This is a genomic window from Microbacterium sp. G2-16M, assembly GCF_055809115.1.
Genome location: NZ_CM147897.1, coordinates 1,356,504 through 1,379,633, shown reverse-complemented (window position 1 = coordinate 1,379,633; position 23,130 = coordinate 1,356,504). Strand labels below are relative to the sequence as shown.

Here is a 23,130-nt window from a genome sequence, read left to right as displayed (position 1 = left end):
AAGACGCGAGAAAGAGAGTGAGCAGACAATGGCGGGACAGAAGATCCGCATTCGCCTGAAGTCGTACGATCACGCCGGCCTGGACTCGTCCGCCCGCAAGATCGTCGACACCGTGACCCGGGCCGGTGCGTCCGTGGTGGGCCCCGTACCGCTGCCGACCGAGAAGAACGTCGTGTGCGTCATCCGGTCGCCGCACAAGTACAAGGACAGCCGCGAGCACTTCGAGATGCGCACCCACAAGCGCCTGATCGACATCATCGACCCGACGCCCAAGGCGGTCGACTCGCTGATGCGTCTCGACCTCCCGGCCGATGTCAACATCGAGATCAAGCTCTGAGGTCCGACATGGCTGATATCAACACCAAGACTTCGAAGGGACTGCTGGGCACCAAGCTCGGCATGACCCAGGTGTGGAACGAGCAGGGAAAGCTCGTCCCCGTCACCGTCATCCAGATCGCGCCGAACGTGGTCACCCAGGTTCGCACCGCGGAGAAGGACGGCTACAGCGCCGTCCAGATCGCGGCCGGCCAGATCGACCCGCGCAAGGTCACGAAGCCCCTCGAGGGCCACTTCGAGGCCGCCGGCGTCACCCCGCGGCGTCACGTCACCGAGGTGCGCACGGCGGATGCTGCGGACTACTCACTCGGTCAGGAGCTCACCGTGGACGGCACCTTCGATGCCGGCCAGCTGGTCGACGTCGTCGGCACCAGCAAGGGCAAGGGCACCGCGGGTGTCATGAAGCGCCACAACTTCAAGGGCGTGTCGGCTTCGCACGGTGCACACCGCAACCACCGCAAGCCCGGTTCGATCGGCGCCTCGTCGACTCCGAGCCGCGTCTTCAAGGGCATGCGCATGGCCGGCCGTATGGGCGGCGAGCGCGTGACCGTCCTCAACCTCACGGTGCACGCCGTCGACGCCGAGAAGGGTCTGCTGCTCGTCAAGGGCGCCGTCCCCGGCGCGCGCGGCCGCATCGTCTACGTCCGCAACGCAGTGAAGGGTGCCTGAGGCCATGGCTGAGAAGACCCTCGACGTCCGCAAGGCAGACGGCAAGAAGGCCGGCTCGGTCGAGCTGCCCGCCGCCCTGTTCGACGTCAACACGAACATCCCGCTGATCCACCAGGTCGTCGTCGCGCAGCTCGCGGCCGCGCGCCAGGGCACGCACTCGACCAAGCGTCGCGGCGAGGTCTCGGGCTCGGGCCGCAAGCCCTTCAAGCAGAAGGGCACGGGCAACGCCCGTCAGGGCTCGATCCGCGCACCGCAGATGACCGGCGGTGGCATCGTGCACGGGCCGAAGCCGCGCGACTACGCGCAGCGCACGCCCAAGAAGATGATCGCGGCCGCCCTGCTGGGCGTACTCAGCGACCGCGCCCGCGGCGAGCGGCTCCACGTGGTGGACTCGTTCGGCATCGGCGGCGCCCCGTCGACCAAGACGGCCGTGGCCGCCCTGGACGCGTTCCGCGCCACGAAGAACGTCCTCGTGGTCATCGAGCGCGACGACGAGATCACCCGCAAGAGCGTGCGCAACCTCGAGTACGTGCACGTGCTCAGCTTCGATCAGCTGAACGCCTACGACGTGGTCGTCTCGGACGACATCGTCTTCACCAAGGCAGCCTTCGACGCCTTCGTGGCGTCCAAGACCGCCACCACCGAGGAGGTCTCGGCATGACCGCCGTGAACAAGGACCCGCGCGACATCATCCTGAAGCCGGTCGTCTCCGAGAAGAGCTACGGGCTGATCGACGAGGGCAAGTACACGTTCTACGTGGACTCCCGCGCGAACAAGACCGAGATCAAGCTCGCCATCGAGAAGATCTTCGGCGTGAAGGTCGCGTCGGTGAACACGCTCAACCGCGTCGGCAAGGCGCGCCGCACCCGCTTCGGCACCGGCAAGCGCAAGGACACCAAGCGCGCCATCGTGACGCTGAAGTCGGGCACCATCGACATCTTCACGGCAGTCGGCTGACGGTCGGGACAGAGGACTAGAGAACTATGGCAATTCGCAAGTACAAGCCCACGACTCCGGGTCGCCGCGGCTCGTCGGTGGCGGACTTCGCTGAGATCACCCGATCGACGCCGGAGAAGTCCCTGCTGAAGCCGCTCGCCAAGACCGGTGGGCGCAACAACCAGGGCCGCATCACCACCCGCCACATCGGCGGTGGGCACAAGCGCCAGTACCGCGTCATCGACTTCCGTCGCAATGACAAGGACGGCATCAACGCCAAGGTCGCGCACATCGAGTACGACCCGAACCGCACGGCGCGCATCGCGCTGCTGCATTTCGTGGACGGCACCAAGCGCTACATCCTCGCCCCGGAGAAGCTCCGCCAGGGCGATGTCGTCGAGTCGGGTCCGTCCGCGGACATCAAGCCCGGCAACAACCTGCCGCTGCGCAACATCCCCACCGGTACCGTCGTGCACGCCATCGAGCTGCGCCCGGGCGGCGGTGCGAAGCTCGCCCGTTCGGCCGGCGCCGGCGTCCGTCTGGTCGCCAAGGACGGCCCGTACGCCCAGCTGCGTCTGCCCTCCGGCGAGATCCGGAACGTGGATGTCCGCTGCCGCGCCACGATCGGCGAGGTCGGCAACGCCGAGCAGTCCAACATCAACTGGGGCAAGGCCGGTCGCAATCGCTGGAAGGGCATCCGCCCGACCGTCCGCGGTGTCGTGATGAACCCCGTCGACCACCCGCACGGTGGTGGCGAGGGCCGCACCTCCGGTGGTCGTCACCCTGTCACGCCGTGGGGCAAGCCCGAGGGCCGCACCCGCCATGCGAACAAGGAAAGCGACAAGTACATCGTTCGCCGTCGGACCGCCGGCAAGAAGCGCAAGTAGGTAGGAACAGAAGATGCCACGCAGTCTCAAGAAGGGCCCCTTCGTCGACGAGCACCTGCTTCGCAAGGTCTCCGTCCAGAACGAAGCCGGCACGAAGAACGTCATCAAGACCTGGTCGCGCCGCTCGATGATCGTGCCGGCCATGCTCGGCCACACGATCGCCGTGCACGACGGACGCAAGCACATCCCCGTGTTCGTCAGCGAGAGCATGGTCGGACACAAGCTGGGCGAGTTCGCGCCCACCCGCACCTTCCGCGGCCACGAGAAGGACGACAAGAAGGGCCGCCGTCGCTGAGGCGCGGCGCAGAGGAGAAGAAATGGTGGAGTCCATCGCACGCGTGCGACACATCCGCGTGACCCCTCAGAAGGCTCGTCGCGTCGTCGCACTCATCAAGGGCAAGCAGGCCGAAGAGGCCCTTGCCATCCTGAAGTTCGCGCAGCAGAGCGCCAGCGAGCCGATCTACAAGCTCGTGCAGTCCGCAGTCGCGAACGCCCGCGTGAAGGCCGACCAGGAGAACGAGTTCCTGGACGAGCAGGATCTGTACGTGAAGAACGCCTACGTGGACGAGGGGACGACGCTCAAGCGCTTCCAGCCTCGTGCGCAGGGCCGCGCGTTCCAGATCAAGAAGCGCAGCAGCCACATCACCGTCGTGCTGGCGACCCCCGAGGTCGCCGAGGCCGGCGCAGCAACGAAGAAGGCGAGCAAGTAATGGGACAGAAGGTCAACCCGTACGGCTTCCGCCTCGGCATCACCACCGACCACGTGTCGCGGTGGTTCTCCGACTCGACGAAGCCGGGTCAGCGCTACGCCGACTACCTTGCCGAGGACATCAAGATCCGCAAGCTCCTGCAGTCGAACCTCGACCGCGCGGGCGTGAGCAACATCGAGATCGAGCGCACCCGCGATCGCGTCCGTGTCGACATCCACACCGCCCGTCCGGGCATCGTGATCGGTCGTCGCGGTGCGGAGGCCGAGCGCATCCGCGGTGAGCTGGAGAAGCTCACCGGCAAGCAGATCCAGCTGAACATCCTCGAGGTGAAGAACCCCGAGGCCGACGCTCAGCTGGTCGCACAGGGCGTCGCCGAGCAGCTCAGCGCCCGCGTGGCCTTCCGCCGCGCGATGCGCAAGGGCCTGCAGGGCGCGCAGCGCGCCGGTGCCAAGGGTGTCCGCATCCAGGTCTCGGGCCGCCTCGGCGGCGCCGAGATGAGCCGGTCCGAGTTCTACCGCGAGGGTCGTGTGCCCCTGCACACGCTGCGCGCGAACATCGACTACGGCTTCTACGAGGCTCGCACCACCTTCGGCCGCATCGGCGTGAAGGTCTGGATCTACAAGGGCGACCTCACCAACAAGGAGCTCGCGCGCGAGCAGGCCAACCAGAAGCCTGTCCGTGGCGACCGTCCCCGTCGGGGCCCGCGCAGCGAGGCGCCCGTCGCAGAAGGAGCACCGGCGTAATGCTTATCCCCCGCAAAGTGAAGTTCCGCAAGCAGCACCACCCGGGTCGCAGCGGCCAGGCCACCGGCGGCACGAAGGTCTCCTTCGGCGAGTACGGCATCCAGGCGCTGACCCCCGCGTATGTGACGAACCGTCAGATCGAGTCCGCTCGTATCGCGATGACCCGTCACATCAAGCGCGGTGGCAAGGTGTGGATCAACATCTACCCCGACCGTCCGCTGACCAAGAAGCCCGCTGAGACCCGCATGGGTTCCGGCAAGGGCTCGCCCGAGTGGTGGGTCGCGAACGTCAAGCCGGGTCGCGTCCTCTTCGAGGTCGCCGGCGTCGACGAGCAGCTCGCTCGCGAGGCCCTGACCCGTGCCATCCACAAGCTGCCCCTGAAGGCACGCATCATCAAGCGCGAGGAGGGCGACGCGTAATGGCGATCGGCACCAAGGAGCTGGCCACGACCCAGCTCGACACGTTCGAAGACCAGCGCCTGCTCGAAGAGCTGCGCAAGGCCAAGGAAGAGCTGTTCAACCTGCGCTTCCAGTCGGCCACCGGGCAGCTGGAGAGCCACGGCCGCATCCGTGCGGTCAAGCGCGACATCGCGCGGCTGTACACCGTGATCCGGGAGCGGGAGCTCGGCATCCGTGCCACCCCCGCGCCGGTCGAGACGGCCAAGGCGAAAAAGAGCAAGGCGAAGAAGGCGGATGCCTCCGCCGACGACGCAGTGAAGGAAGAGGCTGAGTGATGGCCACCGCTAAGAAGGCAGCGGCCGAGGTCGTCGAGACCACCGGCCACGAGCACGCCGAGCACGACGTCCGCGACACGGCCGCCCGTGGGTACCGCAAGGTTCTGCGCGGCTACGTCGTCTCGGACAAGATGAACAAGACGATCGTCGTCGAGGTCGAGGACCGCCGCAAGCACCCGCTCTACGGCAAGATCATCCGCGTGACCAGCAAGGTCAAGGCGCATGACGAGAACAACACCGCCGGCATCGGCGACCTCGTTGTCATCCACGAGACCCGGCCCCTGAGCGCCACCAAGCGCTGGCGGCTGGTCGAGATCCTCGAGAAGGCCAAGTAAATGATTCAGAACGAATCGCGACTGAAGGTCGCCGACAACACCGGCGCCAAGGAGTTGCTCACGATTCGCGTGCTCGGCGGCTCCAACCGCCGCTACGCGGGTGTGGGCGACGTCATCGTCGCCACCGTGAAGGATGCCATCCCCGGCGGAAACGTCAAGAAGGGCGATGTCGTCAAGGCCGTGGTGGTGCGCACCGTCAAGGAGACCCGTCGCGCCGACGGCTCGTACATCAAGTTCGACGAGAACGCCGCCGTGATCCTGAAGAACGACGGGGAGCCCCGCGGCACCCGCATCTTCGGACCGGTCGGCCGTGAGCTTCGCGACAAGAAGTTCATGAAGATCGTCTCGCTGGCACCGGAGGTCATCTGATCATGCCGAACATCAAGAAGGACGACCTGGTGCAGGTCCTCACCGGCAGCGATCGCGGCAAGCAGGGGAAGGTCCTCCAGGTCATCCCCGAGCAGAACCGCGTGCTGGTGGAGGGCGTGAACTACGTCACCAAGCACAGCCGCGTGGGCCAGACCCAGCGCGGGACGAAGACGGGCGGCATCGAGACGATGGAAGCCCCGATCCACATCTCCAACGTCGCCGTCGTCGACCCCTCGACCAAGAAGCCGACCCGTGTCGGCCGTCGGGTCGAGGAGCAGATCAAGGACGGCGAGAAGCGCACCGTCCGCGTGCGCTACGCGAAGAAGTCAGGTAAGGACCTCTGATGAGCACCACCACTGCCGCGGCGGCTGGCAAGATCCAGCCCCGCCTGAAGCAGAAGTACCGGGACGAGATCCAGCAGAAGATGCAGGACGAGTTCGGCTACGAGAACGTCATGCAGATCCCGGGCCTGGTGAAGGTCGTGGTCAACACTGGTGTCGGCGAGGCCGCTCGCGACAGCAAGGTGATCGATGGTGCGGTCGACGACCTCACCAAGATCACCGGGCAGAAGCCGGTCGTGACCAAGGCGCGCAAGTCGATCGCCCAGTTCAAGCTCCGCGAGGGCCAGCCGATTGGCGCGCACGTCACGCTGCGCGGCGACCGCGCCTGGGAGTTCGTGGACCGCCTGATCAGCCTCGCGCTGCCCCGCATCCGCGACTTCCGCGGGCTGTCGGACAAGCAGTTCGACGGCCACGGCAACTACACCTTCGGCCTCGAGGAGCAGTCCGTGTTCCACGAGATCGATCAGGACCGCATCGACCGCGTCCGCGGGTTCGACATCACCGTCGTGACCACGGCGACCACGGATGCCGAGGGCCGGGCGCTGCTGCGGTTCCTGGGCTTCCCGTTCCGCGCGGCCGACGCGCAGGCCTGAGCCCACAACTGAACATCATCACCACCACAGGTCGTCCGTCGTGTAACGACGGCCGAAACCTGGTGAACAAAGGAAACATCACCTCATGACCATGACAGACCCGGTCGCTGACATGCTGACCCGTCTGCGCAACGCGAATTCGGCGCACCACGACGACGTTTCGCTGCCCAGCTCCAAGCTGAAGACGAACATCGCCGAGATCCTCAAGCGGGAGGGGTACATCGCCGACTGGGCGGTGGCGGACGCGCGCGTCGGCCAGACCCTGACCCTGACCCTGAAGTACGGCCCGAACCGCGAGCGGTCGATCGCCGGCATCAAGCGCGTCTCCAAGCCCGGCCTGCGCGTGTACGCACGCTCGACCGAGCTGCCCACCGTTCTCGGCGGGCTCGGCGTTGCCATCCTGTCCACCTCCTCTGGGCTCCTCACGGACCGCCAGGCTGAGCAGAAGGGCGTGGGTGGGGAAGTCCTCGCCTACGTGTGGTGATCGACGATGTCGCGAATCGGACGTCTTCCCATTGACATCCCTGCCGGAGTGACCGTCGAGGTCGCCGGACAGGCGGTGCAGGTCAAGGGCCCCAAGGGCGAGCTGTCGCTCACCGTGGCCAGCCCCATCGAGGTCAAGGTCGAGGAGGGCCAGGTTCTGGTCTCCCGTCCCGACGACGAGCGCGAGTCGCGCTCGCTGCACGGCCTGACCCGCACCCTCATCAACAACAACATCGTCGGTGTCACCCAGGGCTACACCAAGGGCCTCGAGGTCGTCGGCACGGGCTACCGCGTACAGCAGAAGGGCGCGGCCGTCGAGTTCGCGCTCGGCTTCTCGCACCCGGTCGTCATCGAGCCGCCGACGGGCATCACGCTCACGGTCGAGGGCAACAACAAGCTCACCGTGAGCGGCATCGACAAGCAGGCCGTCGGCGAGGCGGCTGCGAACATCCGCAAGATCCGCAAGCCCGAGCCGTACAAGGGCAAGGGTGTGCGCTACGCCGGCGAGATCGTGCGGCGCAAGGCCGGAAAGGCTGGTAAGTAAGCATGGCTGTGAAGTCGAAGTCAGACGCCCGCGCGCGTCGCCACGCCCGTCTTCGCAAGAAGATCGTCGGCACGGCCGAGCGTCCCCGTCTGGTCGTCAGCCGTTCGTCGCGCCACGTGTTCGTGCAGCTCGTCGACGACAGCAAGGGTCACACCGTGGCCAGCGCGTCGACCCTCGAGGTGGACCTGCGCTCGCTCGACGGTGACAAGACCGCCAAGGCCCGCAAGGTGGGCGAGCTCGTCGCCGAGCGCGCGAAGTCCGCCGGCGTCGAGGAGGCCGTGTTCGACCGGGGTGGCAACCGCTACGCCGGTCGGGTCGCCGCCATCGCCGAGGGCGCCCGCGAAGGAGGGCTCAACCTGTGAGTGACAACAAGGAGACCGAAGTGACCGCCGAGCAGGCAGCTGGCGAGCAGAACGCCGAGGCCACCACCGCGGCTGCGGCCGACACACCGACGACCGAGCGCGAGCCTCGTCGCGGTGGCCGCGAGCGCGGCGGCCGCGACCGCGGTGCGCGCAACTCGCGCGACCGCAGCGACAGCCAGTTCCTCGAGCGCGTGGTGACCATCAACCGTGTGTCGAAGGTCGTCAAGGGCGGTCGCCGGTTCAGCTTCACGGCCCTCGTGGTCGTGGGCGACGGCAACGGCGTCGTGGGCGTCGGCTACGGAAAGGCCCGCGAGGTGCCCCTGGCGATCTCGAAGGGCGTCGAAGAGGCCAAGCGCAACTTCTTCCGGGTGCCGCGCGTGAACAAGACGATCCCGCACCCGGTGCAGGGTGAGGCCGCCGCCGGCGTGGTGCTGCTGCGCCCGGCCGCCGCCGGTACCGGTGTGATCGCCGGTGGCCCGGTGCGTGCGGTTCTGGAGTGCGCCGGCATCCACGATGTGCTGTCCAAGTCGCTCGGCTCGTCGAACACGATCAACATCGTGCACGCGACGGTCGCGGCGCTGAAGAGCCTCGAGGAGCCGCGTGCGGTGGCCGCACGTCGTGGCCTGGACTTCGACCAGGTCGCGCCGGCCCGTCTCATCCGTGCCGAGGCGGCGGATGCCGCTGCTGCACGTGAGCAGAAGGTAGGTGCCTGATGGCTTCCCGTCTGAAGGTCACGCAGATCAAGTCCAAGGTGAGCGAGAAGCAGAACCAGCGCGACACCCTGCGCAGCCTCGGTCTGAAGCGGATCGGCGACTCGGTCGTCCGCGAGGACGACGCGCAGACCCGCGGTTACGTCAAGACCGTCGCCCACCTCGTGAAGGTTGAGGAGATCGACTAATGGCTGACAAGAACGACGCCGTCGAGGTGGAGGCCAAGGCCCCCGCCAAGAAGGCCACTGCCAGCAAGGCCGCCGCGAAGCCGGCCGCCGCCAAGTCCGCGCCCGCGAAGAAGGCGGCGCCCAAGAAGGATGTCGTGGACAGCCGTCCCGGCGTGCTCAAGGTGCACCACCTGCGTCCGGTCCCCGGATCCAACACTGCGAAGACCCGTGTGGGTCGCGGTGAGGGCTCGAAGGGCAAGACCGCCGGTCGCGGCACCAAGGGCACCAAGGCGCGCTACCAGGTGCGTCCGGGCTTCCAGGGCGGCCAGCTGCCGCTGCACATGCGTACGCCGAAGCTGCGCGGGTTCAAGAACCCGTTCCGCGTCGAGTACCAGGTTGTGAACCTGGACAAGCTCGCCGAGCTGTACCCGAAGGGCGGGGACGTCACCGTCAGTGACCTCGTCGCCAAGGGTGCGGTGCGCAAGAACGAGAAGGTCAAGGTCCTCGGGGCCGGCGACATCTCGGTCAAGCTGAACGTCGCGGTCGACAAGGTCTCGGGCTCTGCCGAGCAGAAGATCGTGGCCGCCGGCGGCACCGTGGACACCGCGGCGAAGTAAGTCTCGTGAACGGGGCCGGAGGAACCTCCGGCCCCGTTTCGCATCCGGCGACACCAGCGGCGCGCTGAAGCGGCGCCCTGGGATACCCTGGTTGTCTGTGCGCACCGTGTGTGCCGGAAACCCTTTCTGGAGGAATCCACTTGTTCAGCGCCATCGTGCGGGTCTTTCGCACTCCAGACCTGCGCCGAAAGATCGGCTTCACCCTGGCGATCATCGTCCTGTATCGCCTGGGCGCGCACATCCCGACCCCGTTCGTGGACTTCGGGAACGTGCAGCAGTGTCTCGCCGACAGCGGCGGCACCCAGGGCCTGCTGTCGATGGTGAACCTGTTCTCCGGCGGCGCGCTCCTGCAGCTGTCGATCTTCGCCCTCGGCGTCATGCCGTACATCACGGCGACGATCATCGTGCAGCTGCTTCGGGTGGTCATCCCGCACTTCGAGACGCTGTACCAGGAGGGGCAGTCCGGTCAGACCCGGCTCACCCAGTACACCCGCTACCTGACGATCGCGCTGGCGCTGCTGCAGTCGACCACGCTGGTCACGGTGGCGCGCAGCGGTCAGCTGTTCGGCTCGTCCTCGGCGGCATCCTGCCAGCAGCTGCTGACGAACGACGCCTGGTGGGCCCAGCTGCTGATGATCCTCACCATGACCGCCGGCACCGGACTGATCATGTGGTTCGCCGAGCTGGTGACCGAGAAGGGCATCGGCAACGGCATGTCGATCCTGATCTTCACCTCGATCGCCGCCACCTTCCCCGCCGCCATGTGGGCCATCCGGCAGTCGCAGGGCTTCGAGGTGTTCCTGCTGGTTCTGCTGGTCGGGATCGTGATCATCGCCCTGATCGTGTTCGTCGAGCAATCGCAGCGGCGCATCCCGGTCCAATACGCGAAGCGCATGGTCGGCCGACGCACATACGGCGGGACGAACACGTACATCCCGATCAAGGTCAACATGGCCGGTGTGATCCCGGTGATCTTCGCGTCTTCGCTGCTGTACATCCCCGCACTGATCGCCCAGTTCAACCAGCCCGCGGCGGGCGAGACCCCGGCCGGCTGGGTGGTGTGGATCAACAACTACCTGGTCAAGGGCGATCACCCGCTGTACTGGCTGATGTACTTCCTGCTGACCATCGGGTTCACCTACTTCTACGTGGCGATCACGTTCAACCCGACCGAGGTCGCGGACAACATGAAGAAGTACGGCGGGTTCATCCCCGGCATCCGTGCCGGGCGACCCACCGCCGAGTACCTCGACTACGTGCTCACCCGCATCACCCTGCCCGGCTCGATCTACCTGGGTCTGGTCGCGCTGATACCGCTGATCGCCTTGGCGACCGTCAACGCGAACCAGAACTTCCCGTTCGGCGGCACCTCGATCCTGATCATGGTCGGCGTGGGACTCGAGACCGTGAAGCAGATCGACGCGCAGCTGCAGCAGCGCCACTACGAAGGGCTCCTGCGATGACCTCGTCCGCACGCCTGGTGATCGTCGGCCCCCAGGGTTCGGGCAAGGGAACGCAGGGCGCTCGGATCGCCGAGCTCCTCGGCATCCCCGCGGTCTCGACCGGCGACGTGTTCCGGGCGAACATCGCCGAGGGCACCCCGCTCGGCGAGCAGGTGAAGGCGATCACCGCCGCGGGCGACCTGGTCTCGGACGAGCTGACCGGACAGATCGTGCGCGACCGGCTGTCGCAGGACGACGCCGCCCGCGGCTTCCTGCTGGACGGCTATCCGCGCAACCTGCATCAGGTCGGTGACCTCGACACGTTCCTGAGCGGGCGCGGCGAGCAGCTGGACGCCGTCATCGAGCTGAGCGTCCCGCGGGACGAGAGCATGGCTCGGCTGGCGCTGCGGGCGACCGCGCAGGGGCGCACCGACGACACCGAAGAGGGCATCGCCAAGCGGCTGTCGATCTATGAGAGCGAGACGGCGCCCATCCTGGACGTGTACCGCGAGCGCGGCATCGTCGATTCGATCGACGGCGTGGGCACCCTGGACGAGATCACCGAGCGCATCGTCGCCGCACTGACCGCCCGCGGCATCACGCGGCCGGCGGCCGTCTGACGTGGGTCTTCGGCGCGGCATCTACAAGTCGCCCGCGCAGCTGCGGGCGATGGTCGAGCCCGGTCTGATCACCGCCGCCGCGCTGGATGCGGTCCGTCCGCTGATCGTGGCGGGCACGACGACGCTGCAGCTGGATGCTGCGGCCGCCGCCGTGATCGCATCGCGGGGTGCGGCATCCAACTTCCAGATGGTGCGCGGCTACCGGCACACGGTGTGCGTCTCGGTGAACGACGAGGTCGTGCACGGCATCCCCGGCGACCGCGTCCTCGAACCGGGTGACATCGTCTCGGTGGATGCCGGAGCCGAGTACCGCGGATGGAACGGCGATTCCGCGATCACCGTCGTGGTGCCCGACCCCGCGCGCCCCGAACTGGTCGCCGAGCGCGCCGAGCTGTCTCGGGTGACCGAGGGCTCGCTGTGGGCGGGGATCGCCGCGCTGGCCACGGCGTCGCACCTGGCCGAGGTGGGCGCCGCGGTGCAGGCGTTCATCGAGGCATCCGGCCATGACTACGGGATCCTCCGCGATTACGTCGGGCACGGCATCGGGCGGAAGATGCACGAATCGCCGGCGGTCTTCAACTACCGCGTGCCCGACTCCGGCCCCGAGGTGCGGCCCGGCCTGGCCGTGGCGATCGAGCCGATGATCGTGATCGGCAGCGCCGTGACATCCGTCGGCGACGACGGCTGGACGGTCTCGACCGTGGACGGCAGCGCCGGCTCCCATTGGGAACATAGCGTGGCCGTGCATGATGGCGGTATCTGGGTGCTGACCGCACCCGACGGCGGCGCGGCAGGGCTCGCGGCGTTCGGCATCGAACCCACTCCGATCGGATAGAGCGAGGACATCAATGGCTACGGCTGTGCGGAAGACGAACTGGTTCGCCATCTGGGTGAGCGTGGCGGCCGTGGTGGTGCTGATCGCCGTCACCGGGGTCGTGATCGCGATCAACAACGCCTCGTCCGGTCCCGGAGCGTCCCCGACAGGTTCGATCATCGATGAGAAGGCCGGCACCGTCAGCTTCGGGGACGGACCGAACACCGTGGAGACCTATGTCGACTTCCTCTGCCCCATCTGCAATCAGTTCGAGCAGGCCGAGGGCTCCCAGATTCAGGAGCTGGTGAAGGACGGAAAGATCACACTGAAGGTCCACCCGGTGTCGATTCTCGACAACCGCACCTCGCCGGCGGGCTATTCCAGCCGTGCGGGCGGGGCGTTCTTCGCCGTGGCTTCCGCGGATCCTGACAACGCGTACGCCTTCATGCAGGCGCTTTTCCAGAGTCAGCCTGAGGAGGGCTCTGCGGGGCTTCCGAGCTCGCAGCTCGTGGACATCGCGAAATCTGCCGGCGTGAAGATGACGTCTGACCTGGAGAAGTCGATCACGTCGGACCGCTATCAGAAGTTCGTACAGGCTCAGGAACTGCCCAAGGGTGCACAGGGTACACCGGCGCTGGTCGTGAACGGCTCCCTGATCAGCATCACCGGTGACGCGCAGAAGGACATCGTCGCCAACCTGAAGTAGGCGTCGCAGTTCGACGAGGGGGTGCCGGTCGGCACCCCCTCCTCGTCGTCTCACCCTGCGCGGGTGAGGCGCGGAACGCTCTGCCTTGTGCCTCGACCCCGTGGGGGAGACGATGCAGGGGAACCGTCGACGAAAGGACCGCTCATGCAGCAGAACGAACCCCAGGATTCGATTCGAGCGGCACACGCCGACGCCCTGTCGCGGCTGCCGTTCGACGACGTCGCCGACTTCGAGAACGCGAAGCGGGGGTTCCTCGGAACGCTCGAGGATCCGCAGATCCGCAATGGGGCGGGCGAAGTGGTATGGGATGCCGCAAGCTACGACTTCATTGAGGGCGATGCTCCCGACTCGGTCAACCCCAGCCTGTGGCGCCAGTCGAAGCTGGTCGTCCAGCATGGTCTGTTCGAGGTCGTGGAGGGCATCTACCAGGTGCGCGGTCTCGACCTGTCGGTGATGTCGATCATCGAGGGCGACACCGGCATCATCGTGGTCGATCCGCTCATCTCGACCGAGACCGCCGCGGCGGCCGTCGGGCTTTACCGCAAGCACCGTGGCGACCGGCCGATCCACGCCGTGATCCACACGCACAGTCACATCGATCACTTCGGCGGGGTGCTCGGCATCGTCAGCCAAGACGACGTCGATGCCGGCACCGTGGAGATCATCGTTCCCGAGGGATTCCTCGAGCATTCCGTCGCCGAGAATGTCTACGCGGGCACCGCCATGGGGCGTCGTGCCGGCTACATGTACGGGGCGACGCTCGCTCGCAACGCGAAGGGCGCGGTCGGGGCCGGTCTCGGCCAGACCACCTCGACCGGTGATGCGACGATCCTGGCACCGACGCTGGAGGTGACCACCACCGGCGAGAAGCACACGATCGACGGCGTCGAGTTCGAGTTCCAGATGGCACCGGGCACCGAGGCCCCGTCCGAGATGCACTTCTACATCCCGCGCTATCGCGCGCTGTGCATGGCTGAGAACGCCACGCACACACTGCACAACCTCCTCACGCTGCGTGGTGCGGTCGTGCGCGATCCGCACGTCTGGTCGCACTATCTCACCGAAGCGATCGAACGCTTCGGTGACGAGGTCGACGTCGTGTTCACCTCCCACCACTGGCCGACGTGGGGCAACGCCGAGATCCGGAAGTTCCTCGGGATTCAGCGTGACCTCTACGGCTACCTGCACGATCAGACGCTGCGCCTGACGAATAAGGGCTTCACCGGCACCGAGATCGCCGAGATGATTCAGATGCCACCGGCGCTCGAGGCATCGTGGAGCACCCACGGCTACTACGGCTCGGTCAGCCACAACGTCAAGGCCATCTACCAGCGCTACATGGGATGGTTCGACGGCAACCCGGCGCGGCTGTGGCCGCATCCCCCGCAAGCGCTTGCTGAGAGGTATGTGAAGGCCCTTGGCGGCATCGATCACGTGGTCGGGGTGGCGCAGGCCGCCTACGACGAAGGCGACTTCCGGTGGGCGGCGACACTGCTGGACCACGTCGTGTTCGTCGACGCGACCCACGCGGCCGGGCGTGCCCTCTATGCCGACACGCTCGAGCAGCTCGGATACGGCTCGGAGAACGGGACCTGGCGCAACTTCTTCCTCTCCGGAGCGACCGAGCTGCGCGAGGGCAACTTCGGGACCCCTACCGTGACCAACGCCCCGCTCATCGTCGCCCAGCTCACCCCCGAGCAGGCGTTCGATGCCATCGCCATCACGGTCGACGGCCCGCGGGCGTGGGACCTCAGCCTCGCGTTCGACATGACGTTCTCGGACCTCGGGCGCAGCTTCCACCTCGAGCTGCGCAACGGCGTGCTGATCTATGTGGAGCGCGAGCCCGAGGAGCACGCGGCGCTTCACCTCACGTTGGACAAGCCGCGACTCATCCGGCTTCTGGGCGGAGACCTGAGCCCCGACGGGATGACGATCGACGGCGATCTGTCCGTCTTGCAGCAGCTGCTGGGCGTGCTGGACCCGGGAGATCCCGACTTTGAGATCGTGGTGCCCTGACAGCATCCGCCTCTCATGACCGAAGCCCCCGGGAGGACATCCCGGGGGCTTCGGTCATACCGTCACTCAGCCCAGGAGCTTGGCCTTGGCTGCGGCGAACTCCTCGTCCGACAGGACGCCGGCCGTGTGCAGCGAGGCCAGCTGCGTCAGCTGGGCTCCGATGTCCGTCCCGCCGGCCGCCGGCACCGCGGCGACCGGCGCCGCCGGAGCCTGCGCCGAGACCGCCGCCTGGGCGGCGGCGTCGATCTGCGCCTGCTGCTGCGCGGCCGCGTACTGCTCCTGCTCGTACTGCGACTGGGCCTTCTTCTGCTGGGCGCCGGCCATCGCGCCGCTGACCGCGGTCGCGGTGCCGGCGACCACGGCGGTGCGTGCGGCCAGGCCGATGAGGCCGGGACGCCCGACTCTGCGGATCATGGGCATGTCATTCTCCTTCGTTCTCGTGTTCCAGGGTGTCCAGGACGGCGTTGACCACGGGTGCGGGCACGCGCTCCGTGGCGAGCACGACTCCGCCGGCGGCGGCGAGGTTGGACGCGAGCTCACGCTGGAACGCCAGTTCCAGGACCACGAGAGCGGCCGAGCCGCCGAGGGGCACGAGCTCGGCGAACTCCGCGATGTCGGCGTCTCCGGCCAGGCCCGACGCGTCCAGCGCGTAGCCGCCCAGCTCGAGCGTGTCCGGGTCCTCCTCCACCTCGACGATGCTGGTCTCGCCGGACTCGGAGCGGGAGATCAGGACGAAGTCGAGCAGACGGACGGCCCCCTTCTCCAGCAGCGCGACAAGCGCATCCAGGGTGGCGCGATCGGGGCGTTCGCCCTCGAAGCCGACGAGGTAGAACTCGACGGGTCCATATCGGAATTCGGGCATGGGATTCCTTTCTCTGCGGTCAATGGGATGCGGCGGTCACAGCCCGCTGCACAGGCACAGCGTGCTCATCCGTCCGGGGAGGCGGTCTTCGCGTTCTGCGCCGGGATCACCACCTGCCGGATGATGATGAGGATCGACGCGGTGATGGGGATCGCGACCAGGGCGCCCAGCAGGCCGAACAGCGTCGCGCCGACCATGGCGCCCACGATCACGAGGACGCCGGGGACCGCCACGGCCCGCCCCATGATGCGCGGGGTGACCACGTAGGCCTCGATCTGGATGTAGGCGAAGTACGCGACCGCGAACACGAGCCCGGCCCAGGGACTGACGAACAGCGCGCACACCGTGCCCACCACCAGGAAGATCAGCGAGCCGATCAGCGGGACCAGCGTGATGAAGAAGGCGGCCAGGGCCAGCACCACGGCGATCGACGATCCGATCAGAAGCTGCAGGACGAACACGATGGCGGCGTTGATGCTGGACAGCGTCAGCCCGCCGGCGACGAAGCCGCCGACGGCCGCGGTGATCTGCTCCATCAGGGCCAAGAACCGCGCCCGCCGGTACTGCGGCACCAGTGTGCCGATCGCGGACTTCATCGTCTGCAGCGAGACGACGAAGTAGAGGGTCAGCACGACGACGATCACTCCGCTGGAGATGGCGCCGATCACTCCGAATCCCACCCGCAGGACACCGCCGGAGACCGCCAGGAACGACGACAGGTTCACCGCGGATGCCAGCGCGTGGCCCACCACGGCGGGCAGATCGACGCCCAGGGTGGACTGCAGCGACGTGAACCAGTCGCTCGCCTCGATCTGGGCGAGTGCGGCCGGTGCGGCCTCGACGGCGTGGACGAACTGCCGCACGGTCGCCGGGATCACCCACACCACGATCAGTCCGACCACCACGAGGAACGTGATCGCCACGGCGGTCACGCCGCCGCCGCGAGACAGTCCGAGACGCTGCAGGGCGCGCACGGCCGGGTCCAGGCCGAGAGCGAGGAAGGCCCCGAGGAAGACGGAGACGAACACCGACGACAGCGAGCCGAGGGTCAGGGCGAGGCCGACGGCCAGCAGGACGCCGATCGCGACCAGGAAGCCGGAGGTCAACGGCCGCGCCGGCAGGAATCGGCGGATCGCGCCGCGCCGCCCACGCGACCCGGCATCCGGAGCAGGGGCGGCCTCGGCGGCGGCCGCGTCCGGCGACGCGGACGCGCCGACACCGTGCGCGGGCTGATCGGGTGCCATACGAGGCACGCTAGCCGGGGGCCGGGACCCGCGGTCCTTCGGTCGCCCGGTTCGGATGAGGCGGGTGCCCAACGTGCTCGAATGACCGGCCCTCACCCCTCGCGGGCGAGGACCGGTGACGGCGGCGAGGCGACCGGTTAACGTGGCCGTGTCGTCGGTCGGTGCGCATCGCCACGTGCATCGACACCGCCGGCGGCAGCCGCGACGAGGGGAGGACGGCATGCCCGCACCGGTCTCGTTCGCCCTGGGCCCCGTCGAGCTCATCGGCGTCCGGCTCGACGCGGCGGGCCCGGATGCCGGAATCATCGCCGCGATCGGCGAGCAGGTCGCCGCGCACGCGGTGCAGGTCGTCGACCTGGTGCTGGTGGCCGTGTCGCCGGAGGGGACGGTCAGCTGGCAGGAGGCGGACGGCGCTGAGTTCGAGTTGGCCGGGCTGCGGGGACGCGCGCCGGGGCTGATCGGCGAGGACGACATCCGCCAGTTCGCCCGGCGGCTGCCCGCGGGCGGGTTCGCACTCCTCGTCCTCCTGGAGCTGATGTGGCTGCACACGATGGCGGCCGATCTGGCGGATGCCGGGGGCACGGTCGTCGTGGACGAGCGTATTCCCGCCCCGATCGTGAACGCGGTGCTGGACGCAGCGGTGGAGCGCAGCGTGGCGGTCGCGGTGGACGGACGATTCGGCACCTGAGGAACCTGAGGCACCTGAGGTGGTCAGGGGACCAGCAGCCGCACCTCGCGCCGCGAGCTCACCTCGAGCTTGCGATAGATCGCCCGCTGGTGGCTCTTGATCGTGTTCACCGACACGCCCAGGTCCTCGCCGATCTCACTGAGGGTCTTCGCCGTCTGCAGCAGGGCGAACACCGCGCTCTCCCGCTCGGAGAGCTGGTCGAGCATGCTGTCGCCGCGGGGCTGGGTCAGGCACTCGGCGATGAACGCCTCGTGCGCGGTGCTGCGCACGATGTGCGCGGTCAGCAGGCGGCGCACGCTGAGATCGCCGTCGCAGAATGGCAGCCGGACACCCTCGGCGGCGGCGATGTCCAGCGCCGCCTCGCACAGTTCGTGCGCCACCGCGGCATCACCGCGTTTCTCCTGGAGCAGGGCTGCCGTCACCCGGGTGGCGACCGCGATGTACGACACCTCGGCGTACGCCCGCTGCCGCTGCAGGATGTGCAGCGCGGCGGGCAGGTCGCCGGTCCGCCGCAGAATGCCGGAGAGCGCGACGCCGACGAACGGCAGGTCGGGCACCTCGAGATAGTGCCGGGCGATGGCCACGGCACGGTCGCGGTGTCCGGCCGCCTCCTCCAGCAGGGCGATCGCGGTGTCGCGGAACGCCGACCAGACCACCCCCTGCGCCTGCCCGTTCACCATCGTCTGAAGCTCGGCGGCGGCGCGGCGGCACCGTCGAGGGTCGCGGGAACCGGCGGCCGCGGCGGCGAGCATCATCCGAGCCACCCCGCCGAAGGAGGTGCGGGCGCTGCCGCTGGCGATCACCTGGAAGAAGCTGTCGTAGGCGGCGTCGAGGTCTCCCGCCCAGTACTGCACCCAGCCTTCGCCGGTTGCGCGGCCTCCTCCGGCGTAGTAGATCCACGGCACCGCGAGCTCTTCGTCATCGTCGCCGAGCCGGCGCAGCACGGCCTGCGCCTGGCGCATGTGCCCGGCCCATGCCCGGGCCAGGACCAGCTGACCGAGCGCGCGTCGGCGCAGCACGGTGTTGCCGGATGCCTCGGCTTCGGCAGCGGCGGTCTCGAGGAACTCCGCCACCACCGTGGGGTTCATCCGGTGCCGCAGCTCGGCCCAGCCGACGACGTAGAGCAGCGCTGCCCGATCCGAAGTGCCGAGTGCGACCGACGACTCGAGCAGCCGCCGCACCTGCGCGCTGGCTTCGGCGGCGTCCGCGCGGTCGTCGACGAGGAACAGCCGGGCGAGCATCATCACCTCGGCGCTCCCCACCAGGCCGGGTTCGGCGGCGAGGCGGGAGGATGCGCGGGCGAACAGCGTGCGGGCCATGGTGTGCTGGCCCAGGACGTCCTGGGCGCACGCGCGCACGAGCAGGACCCGCGGGTCGTCGGCGTACGGATCGGGCAGTCGTGCGCACAGCAGCTCGACCGCCGGTGCCTCGGTGCCCACCACCAGCCGGACCCAGTGGAACAGCAGCGTGCGCACCGCGTCCTCGGGGCGCTCGGCCCGCAGGAAGTGCGACACCGCCCGCAGAGGTTCGGTGGCGGTGAGCACCTCGGCCGCCTTCTGATGCAGCTCCCGCAGGAGGGCCGGATCGTCGGCGCCCAGCAGTGCCGTGCACTGCCGGGCGAAGACCAGATTCCACCGGTAGGCCGGTCCGACGCTGCGCTCGTACCGATCCAGGAACAGGCCGTGTGTGGCACAGTGCTCCAGCAGGTCGGCCGCATCATCCCGGCCGCTGAGCTCGGCGGCCAGTTCGGGGCCGATGTCGGTGCAGATCGCGGTGTGCAGGATGAATGTCGCCAGATCCGCGGGCAGAGCACCCAGGACGTGGCGCTGGACGTAGTCGTGCAGCCGGCTGTCCATCGAGGGCTGGGACTCCAGCGCACCGTCCGGGGCGACGCCGCCGACGAGCATCAGGCGCACGGCGATCGGCCATCCCTGCGTGTGCCGGATCATGTCCGCCGGCGCCAGGGTGGATGACTCCCGGGAGACGAGGGTCTCCACCTCGGCGGGGGTGAAGGCCAGTGTGTCGGTGCCGACCATCGCGCCGGGGTCGGTCAGCAGCATCCGCGACATGGAGACTTCGAGGAACGACGTGCCCACCAGGATGATCCGCAGCGTCTCGGGCGCGTTCTCGATGAGCGCCCCGAGCAGTCCGCCGGTGAGGGCGTCCTGCGCGCGATGCGCGTCGTCCACGACGAGGTGCACAGTGCGGCCGCTCTGCTGGAAGTAGCGGCACACCGCACGGTAGGCGATGGCGTCCAGCTCCGCTTCCGGGTCGAGTTGGAGCACGCGCGCCGCGCCGCGGTCGGTGGCTGTGCGCAGGGCCAGCTGCAGCGTCTCCACGAGGCCGATCCGCAGGGCCTCCGGGTCGCGGTCGAACGGTCCGAGTCCCAGCCATGCCACGGTGTCGGCCGTCTTCGCGGCCCAGGCGGCGACCGCCGTCGTCTTGCCGTAGCCGCTCGGAGCCGTCACGACGGTGACGCGGCGCGTGCGCACGGCGGCGTCGATCGCGTCGGTGACCCGGGAACGATCCAGCGATCCCTGCGGCTTCCGGGGCGGCTGGAACCGCGTCCATTCCGCCTGGTGGATGCCGAGCTCGAGGTGACGCACGTCGTCAGGCTATCGTCGTCGTGCGCGCACGGGGAGTCCCCCATGCCGGGTTGCGACATCCGAAGACATATGGCGCCGGGGCGCCGCGGGTGCTCAGCGGATCGGGATGGCCACGTCCCCGCCACCCTCCTCGGTGAGCCGACTGCCCATCTGCACCAGCTGCGGCTCGGAGCTGAAACCGCCGGCGAACAGCGCCTGGCCCTTGCCGAACGAAGGCGCGGCGCTGACCAGCTCTTCGGGAGCGTAGCCGAACAGCTCGCGCAGCTCGCCGAGATCGCGGGGCGAGGCGGTCTTCATCAGGGCGAGGTTGTCGCACTGCGACAGCACGTTCACGTGGATCTTCGAGGGACGCTGAGTCGACAGCAGCAGCCAGATGCCGTATTTGCGCCCTTCGGCCGCGATCTGGATGACGCGTTCGACCAGGGCCCGCTGCAACGGCGTCGAGGGGTCCGGCGGGCAGAGGTTGTGCGCCTCGTCGATGACCACCAGCCGCCCCACTCGCTCCAGTCGGTGCGCCCAGAGGTGGTCGAGCACGGCCAGGGCCGCCGCCTGCATCTCGGCCGACGTGGGAAATCCAGCCAGGTCGAGCACCGTCGCGTCGGGGCGCTCGTCCACGACATCCGTGACGTCCCTGCCGCCCCATGCCCAGAGCTGCCAGTCGGCCACGCCCAGGTTCTGCAGCCGCATCGCGATCCGGTGGCGGCCCGGGTCGTCCGAAGACCGCAGGTACGGGAGCAGCGGCTGGTCCAGTCCGCCGCGGAGGTCGGCCTCGATGTCGAGCGCCGTGTGGAAGTCCTCGGCGTCCAGCACCGGGTCCAGCTGCAGGATCGCTGTGCGGGATCGGCCGGGAAGGCCCAGGAACCGCACCTGCAGCAGCTCCTGCGCGGGCGACGGGGTCACGCTCAGGACGCGGATGTCGCGGGTGGCCAGGGTGGCGGCGTCCTCGGCCGGCGCATCCGGGCGCACCTCGGACATCCGCACGAAGTCTGCGTTCGGGTCGAGCACGATGATCGGCAGCGCCGTGTGCAGCAGCACCTGCTCGAGGAGCACCCCGAGCGCATACGTCTTGCCCGACCCGCTCTGCCCGCACCAGAACGTGTGCCGGTTCAGGCGGGCGGCATCCAGGTGCGCGGGACGATCCGTCTCGCGCGCCGTTCCGATCGGCAGCTCCGTGGTCATGGCGCCAGCGTACGGGATCCCGCCTCCTCCACCGGCGCCGGAGCGGCCGGCCGGCGGAGGATCTCGACCAGGAGCAGCACGAGGATGACGCCGCCCAGCACCGCGAACACACCGCCGGTCGTGGGCGGCCGGTTCACGAACACGAGCACGGCGGCCACGACGATGGCCGCGGTGATGATCACCAGGCGCCAGCGGTCGACGAACGCGCCGAACCGTCCGGTGCCCAGATGATGCCGGTCCATGGTGGCGCGCAGTGCGGCGAAGCCGCGGGCGCCGACGGTGCGCAGCGTGACCGCGGCGCGTCCGGATCCGGCCAGCCAGCTGCCGACGGCGACCAGGATGCCCAGCACGAGGAGCGCGACGATCGCCGACTTCATCAGCTCGATCACCTGGTCGAAGATCGTGTTCGCCACCCCGCGGGGCATGATCGACGGACTCACCGAGCTGAGGAACAGCTGCCGGCCGATGCCGATGCCCAGCGCGAGCGCGGCCATCACGGCGGCGAAGCCCACCGCGGTCCGGGTCAGGGTGCTCAGCCGCCTGCGGGCCACGAGCACGCCCGCGACCAGCAGCCCGAGCACGACCCAGGGCAGCCAGTAGCCGGCCGCCACCGCGACGTTGTACGTCGTGCGGACCAGGGTGATCGCGTCGGCGCGCACCACGGGGACGACCACGCTGATCTCGGGGATCGCCTGGGCGATGGTGAGACCTCTGTCCACGAGCTGCTGCTTGACACCGGAGATGATCTGGCCGAGATCGAGCGAGATGGTGCCGTCCTCGCCGATGCCCACCAGCGCGTCCGGGTCGCCGTTCAGTGCGGCGATGGCCTGGCGGTGCGTGACGGTCAGCGCCTGGGTCCAGAGCTGCTCGAACGCGGGCGAGGCCACCGCGCGGTGCACGGCGTCCGAGATCAGCGTGTGCACGCCCTGGGTCGCCGGCCCCTGCAGGAGGGTCAGCGCCGAACTGGCGGCGGTGGGCAGGTCCAGCTTCTGCAGGCCGTCGAACGCGCTGCCGACGAGCCCGTCGATGTCCACGTTCTCATCGATCGCGTCGACGACCTGATCGGAGACGAACGACTGCACGCCCGCGTCGGACGCGAGCGGCGCGAACGTCTTCACGAAGGTGTCCGTGTCGACCAGCTCGAAGCGCGCCCAGGTGCCCACGGCTGCGATCGGAGCCAGCACCAGCCCGACCACGATCAGCACGGCGGACAGGATGCTGCGACCCGGCTGTCGTCGGGGCTTGACCGGCGGGGTCGTGCGCAGCGCGGCGTTCTCCGCCTCGAGCGCCCGCAGCCGCTCCTGAAGGTCTTCGACTTCGCCCATCCCCGCTCCCGTCGATGTCGCCCCGGCGTCGGACCGCCCCGGCGTCGGCTCACTGCGCCTCACGCTAGGGGCGTCCCGGATGCCGGTGCGGCG

32 protein-coding genes are annotated in these 23,130 nt (G+C 68.6%); 26 read left to right on the top strand and 6 right to left on the bottom strand.

What is annotated here, in order from left to right; genetic code table 11:
* The first annotated feature begins 28 nt into the window (after positions 1-28).
* From rpsJ to AC0L6F_RS06545, 25 genes are all read left to right on the top strand, one after another.
* Positions 29-337, top strand: a complete 309-nt coding sequence (gene rpsJ / locus AC0L6F_RS06665) for a 30S ribosomal protein S10 (protein WP_029145857.1) — start codon at positions 29-31, stop codon at positions 335-337.
* A gap of 8 nt (positions 338-345) precedes the next feature.
* Positions 346-1,005: a 50S ribosomal protein L3 gene (gene rplC / locus AC0L6F_RS06660; protein ID WP_259612557.1), complete on the top strand. Its 660-nt coding sequence runs from the start codon at positions 346-348 to the stop codon at positions 1,003-1,005.
* A 4-nt stretch (positions 1,006-1,009) separates the two neighbouring features.
* Positions 1,010-1,666 (top strand): 50S ribosomal protein L4, encoded by a 657-nt coding sequence (gene rplD / locus AC0L6F_RS06655; protein ID WP_274637614.1) that lies wholly within the window; start codon positions 1,010-1,012, stop codon positions 1,664-1,666.
* Complete coding sequence (rplW, locus tag AC0L6F_RS06650; RefSeq protein WP_259612556.1) at positions 1,663-1,962, top strand: 50S ribosomal protein L23; 300 nt, start codon at positions 1,663-1,665, stop codon at positions 1,960-1,962. The genes rplD and rplW overlap by 4 nt, the downstream gene beginning before the upstream one ends.
* A 26-nt stretch (positions 1,963-1,988) precedes the next feature.
* Positions 1,989-2,828 (top strand): 50S ribosomal protein L2, encoded by an 840-nt coding sequence (gene rplB, locus AC0L6F_RS06645; RefSeq protein WP_259612555.1) that lies wholly within the window; start codon positions 1,989-1,991, stop codon positions 2,826-2,828.
* 13 nt (positions 2,829-2,841) lie between these two features.
* Entirely contained in the window at positions 2,842-3,123 is a 282-nt protein-coding gene (gene rpsS / locus AC0L6F_RS06640) for a 30S ribosomal protein S19 (protein WP_259612554.1), read from the top strand.
* Between the two features lie 22 nt (positions 3,124-3,145).
* Complete coding sequence (rplV, locus tag AC0L6F_RS06635; protein ID WP_274637615.1) at positions 3,146-3,538, top strand: 50S ribosomal protein L22; 393 nt, start codon at positions 3,146-3,148, stop codon at positions 3,536-3,538.
* Entirely contained in the window at positions 3,538-4,281 is a 744-nt protein-coding gene (rpsC, locus tag AC0L6F_RS06630) for a 30S ribosomal protein S3 (protein ID WP_259613201.1), read from the top strand. The genes rplV and rpsC overlap by 1 nt, the downstream gene beginning before the upstream one ends.
* A complete protein-coding gene (gene rplP, locus AC0L6F_RS06625; RefSeq protein ID WP_017201586.1) occupies positions 4,281-4,700 on the top strand; it encodes a 50S ribosomal protein L16 in 420 nt (139 codons plus the stop codon). Before rpsC ends, rplP begins: the two co-directional genes overlap by 1 nt.
* The gene (gene rpmC, locus AC0L6F_RS06620) at positions 4,700-5,014 is read left to right on the top strand and encodes a 50S ribosomal protein L29 (protein WP_274637616.1); all 315 of its coding nucleotides are present in this window, start codon (positions 4,700-4,702) and stop codon (positions 5,012-5,014) included. Before rplP ends, rpmC begins: the two co-directional genes overlap by 1 nt.
* Positions 5,014-5,349: a 30S ribosomal protein S17 gene (gene rpsQ / locus AC0L6F_RS06615; protein ID WP_274637617.1), complete on the top strand. Its 336-nt coding sequence runs from the start codon at positions 5,014-5,016 to the stop codon at positions 5,347-5,349. Before rpmC ends, rpsQ begins: the two co-directional genes overlap by 1 nt.
* Positions 5,350-5,718, top strand: a complete 369-nt coding sequence (gene rplN / locus AC0L6F_RS06610) for a 50S ribosomal protein L14 (RefSeq protein WP_259612553.1) — start codon at positions 5,350-5,352, stop codon at positions 5,716-5,718.
* 2 nt (positions 5,719-5,720) lie between these two features.
* Positions 5,721-6,062, top strand: a complete 342-nt coding sequence (gene rplX / locus AC0L6F_RS06605; protein WP_259612552.1) for a 50S ribosomal protein L24 — start codon at positions 5,721-5,723, stop codon at positions 6,060-6,062.
* A complete protein-coding gene (gene rplE, locus AC0L6F_RS06600) occupies positions 6,062-6,652 on the top strand; it encodes a 50S ribosomal protein L5 (protein ID WP_473539633.1) in 591 nt (196 codons plus the stop codon). Before rplX ends, rplE begins: the two co-directional genes overlap by 1 nt.
* A gap of 85 nt (positions 6,653-6,737) precedes the next feature.
* Positions 6,738-7,136, top strand: a complete 399-nt coding sequence (gene rpsH / locus AC0L6F_RS06595) for a 30S ribosomal protein S8 (protein ID WP_259612551.1) — start codon at positions 6,738-6,740, stop codon at positions 7,134-7,136.
* Between the two features lie 6 nt (positions 7,137-7,142).
* Positions 7,143-7,679 carry a 50S ribosomal protein L6 gene (rplF, locus tag AC0L6F_RS06590; RefSeq protein WP_259612550.1) on the top strand — a complete coding sequence of 179 codons (537 nt, stop codon included), beginning with the start codon at positions 7,143-7,145 and terminating at the stop codon, positions 7,677-7,679.
* A gap of 2 nt (positions 7,680-7,681) precedes the next feature.
* The gene (gene rplR, locus AC0L6F_RS06585; protein ID WP_259612549.1) at positions 7,682-8,041 is read left to right on the top strand and encodes a 50S ribosomal protein L18; all 360 of its coding nucleotides are present in this window, start codon (positions 7,682-7,684) and stop codon (positions 8,039-8,041) included.
* Positions 8,038-8,754 (top strand): 30S ribosomal protein S5, encoded by a 717-nt coding sequence (gene rpsE, locus AC0L6F_RS06580; protein WP_274637619.1) that lies wholly within the window; start codon positions 8,038-8,040, stop codon positions 8,752-8,754. The genes rplR and rpsE overlap by 4 nt, the downstream gene beginning before the upstream one ends.
* Complete coding sequence (gene rpmD / locus AC0L6F_RS06575; protein ID WP_259612548.1) at positions 8,754-8,939, top strand: 50S ribosomal protein L30; 186 nt, start codon at positions 8,754-8,756, stop codon at positions 8,937-8,939. Before rpsE ends, rpmD begins: the two co-directional genes overlap by 1 nt.
* Positions 8,939-9,535: a 50S ribosomal protein L15 gene (gene rplO / locus AC0L6F_RS06570; protein ID WP_473539632.1), complete on the top strand. Its 597-nt coding sequence runs from the start codon at positions 8,939-8,941 to the stop codon at positions 9,533-9,535. The genes rpmD and rplO overlap by 1 nt, the downstream gene beginning before the upstream one ends.
* Positions 9,536-9,675: 140 nt before the next feature.
* A complete protein-coding gene (secY, locus tag AC0L6F_RS06565) occupies positions 9,676-10,998 on the top strand; it encodes a preprotein translocase subunit SecY (protein ID WP_473539630.1) in 1,323 nt (440 codons plus the stop codon).
* A complete protein-coding gene (locus tag AC0L6F_RS06560; RefSeq protein ID WP_473539629.1) occupies positions 10,995-11,597 on the top strand; it encodes an adenylate kinase in 603 nt (200 codons plus the stop codon). Before secY ends, AC0L6F_RS06560 begins: the two co-directional genes overlap by 4 nt.
* A gap of 1 nt (position 11,598) precedes the next feature.
* Positions 11,599-12,432, top strand: coding sequence for a type I methionyl aminopeptidase (gene map, locus AC0L6F_RS06555; protein ID WP_473539628.1), 834 nt, complete (start codon positions 11,599-11,601; stop codon positions 12,430-12,432).
* Positions 12,433-12,502: 70 nt separating this feature from the next.
* Positions 12,503-13,117, top strand: coding sequence for a DsbA family protein (locus tag AC0L6F_RS06550; protein ID WP_473539627.1), 615 nt, complete (start codon positions 12,503-12,505; stop codon positions 13,115-13,117).
* Between the two features lie 144 nt (positions 13,118-13,261).
* Positions 13,262-15,133: an alkyl/aryl-sulfatase gene (locus AC0L6F_RS06545; RefSeq protein ID WP_473539626.1), complete on the top strand. Its 1,872-nt coding sequence runs from the start codon at positions 13,262-13,264 to the stop codon at positions 15,131-15,133.
* Positions 15,134-15,199: 66 nt separating this feature from the next.
* On the opposite strand, the gene AC0L6F_RS06540 is transcribed toward AC0L6F_RS06545, so the two are convergent.
* From AC0L6F_RS06540 to AC0L6F_RS06530, 3 genes are all read right to left on the bottom strand, one after another.
* Positions 15,200-15,553, bottom strand: a complete 354-nt coding sequence (locus AC0L6F_RS06540) for an SHOCT domain-containing protein (protein WP_473539624.1) — start codon at positions 15,551-15,553, stop codon at positions 15,200-15,202.
* 1 nt (position 15,554) lies between these two features.
* Positions 15,555-15,995 (bottom strand): DUF6325 family protein, encoded by a 441-nt coding sequence (locus AC0L6F_RS06535; RefSeq protein ID WP_473539623.1) that lies wholly within the window; start codon positions 15,993-15,995, stop codon positions 15,555-15,557.
* A gap of 65 nt (positions 15,996-16,060) precedes the next feature.
* Positions 16,061-17,239: an AI-2E family transporter gene (locus AC0L6F_RS06530; protein ID WP_473539622.1), complete on the bottom strand. Its 1,179-nt coding sequence runs from the start codon at positions 17,237-17,239 to the stop codon at positions 16,061-16,063.
* Between the two features lie 220 nt (positions 17,240-17,459).
* Here AC0L6F_RS06530 and AC0L6F_RS06525 point away from each other — a divergent pair, with 220 nt between their 5' ends.
* A complete protein-coding gene (locus AC0L6F_RS06525) occupies positions 17,460-17,927 on the top strand; it encodes a DUF6325 family protein (protein ID WP_473539621.1) in 468 nt (155 codons plus the stop codon).
* A 23-nt stretch (positions 17,928-17,950) separates the two neighbouring features.
* Here AC0L6F_RS06525 and AC0L6F_RS06520 read toward each other — a convergent pair whose 3' ends face one another.
* The 3 genes from AC0L6F_RS06520 to AC0L6F_RS06510 all read right to left on the bottom strand — a co-directional run bounded on the left by AC0L6F_RS06520 (position 17,951) and on the right by AC0L6F_RS06510 (position 23,037).
* Entirely contained in the window at positions 17,951-20,533 is a 2,583-nt protein-coding gene (locus AC0L6F_RS06520) for a winged helix-turn-helix domain-containing protein (RefSeq protein WP_473539620.1), read from the bottom strand.
* A 93-nt stretch (positions 20,534-20,626) separates the two neighbouring features.
* Positions 20,627-21,712, bottom strand: a complete 1,086-nt coding sequence (locus AC0L6F_RS06515; protein WP_473539618.1) for an ATP-binding protein — start codon at positions 21,710-21,712, stop codon at positions 20,627-20,629.
* Entirely contained in the window at positions 21,709-23,037 is a 1,329-nt protein-coding gene (locus tag AC0L6F_RS06510) for a hypothetical protein (protein WP_473539617.1), read from the bottom strand. Before AC0L6F_RS06510 ends, AC0L6F_RS06515 begins: the two co-directional genes overlap by 4 nt.
* Positions 23,038-23,130 lie beyond the last annotated feature (93 nt).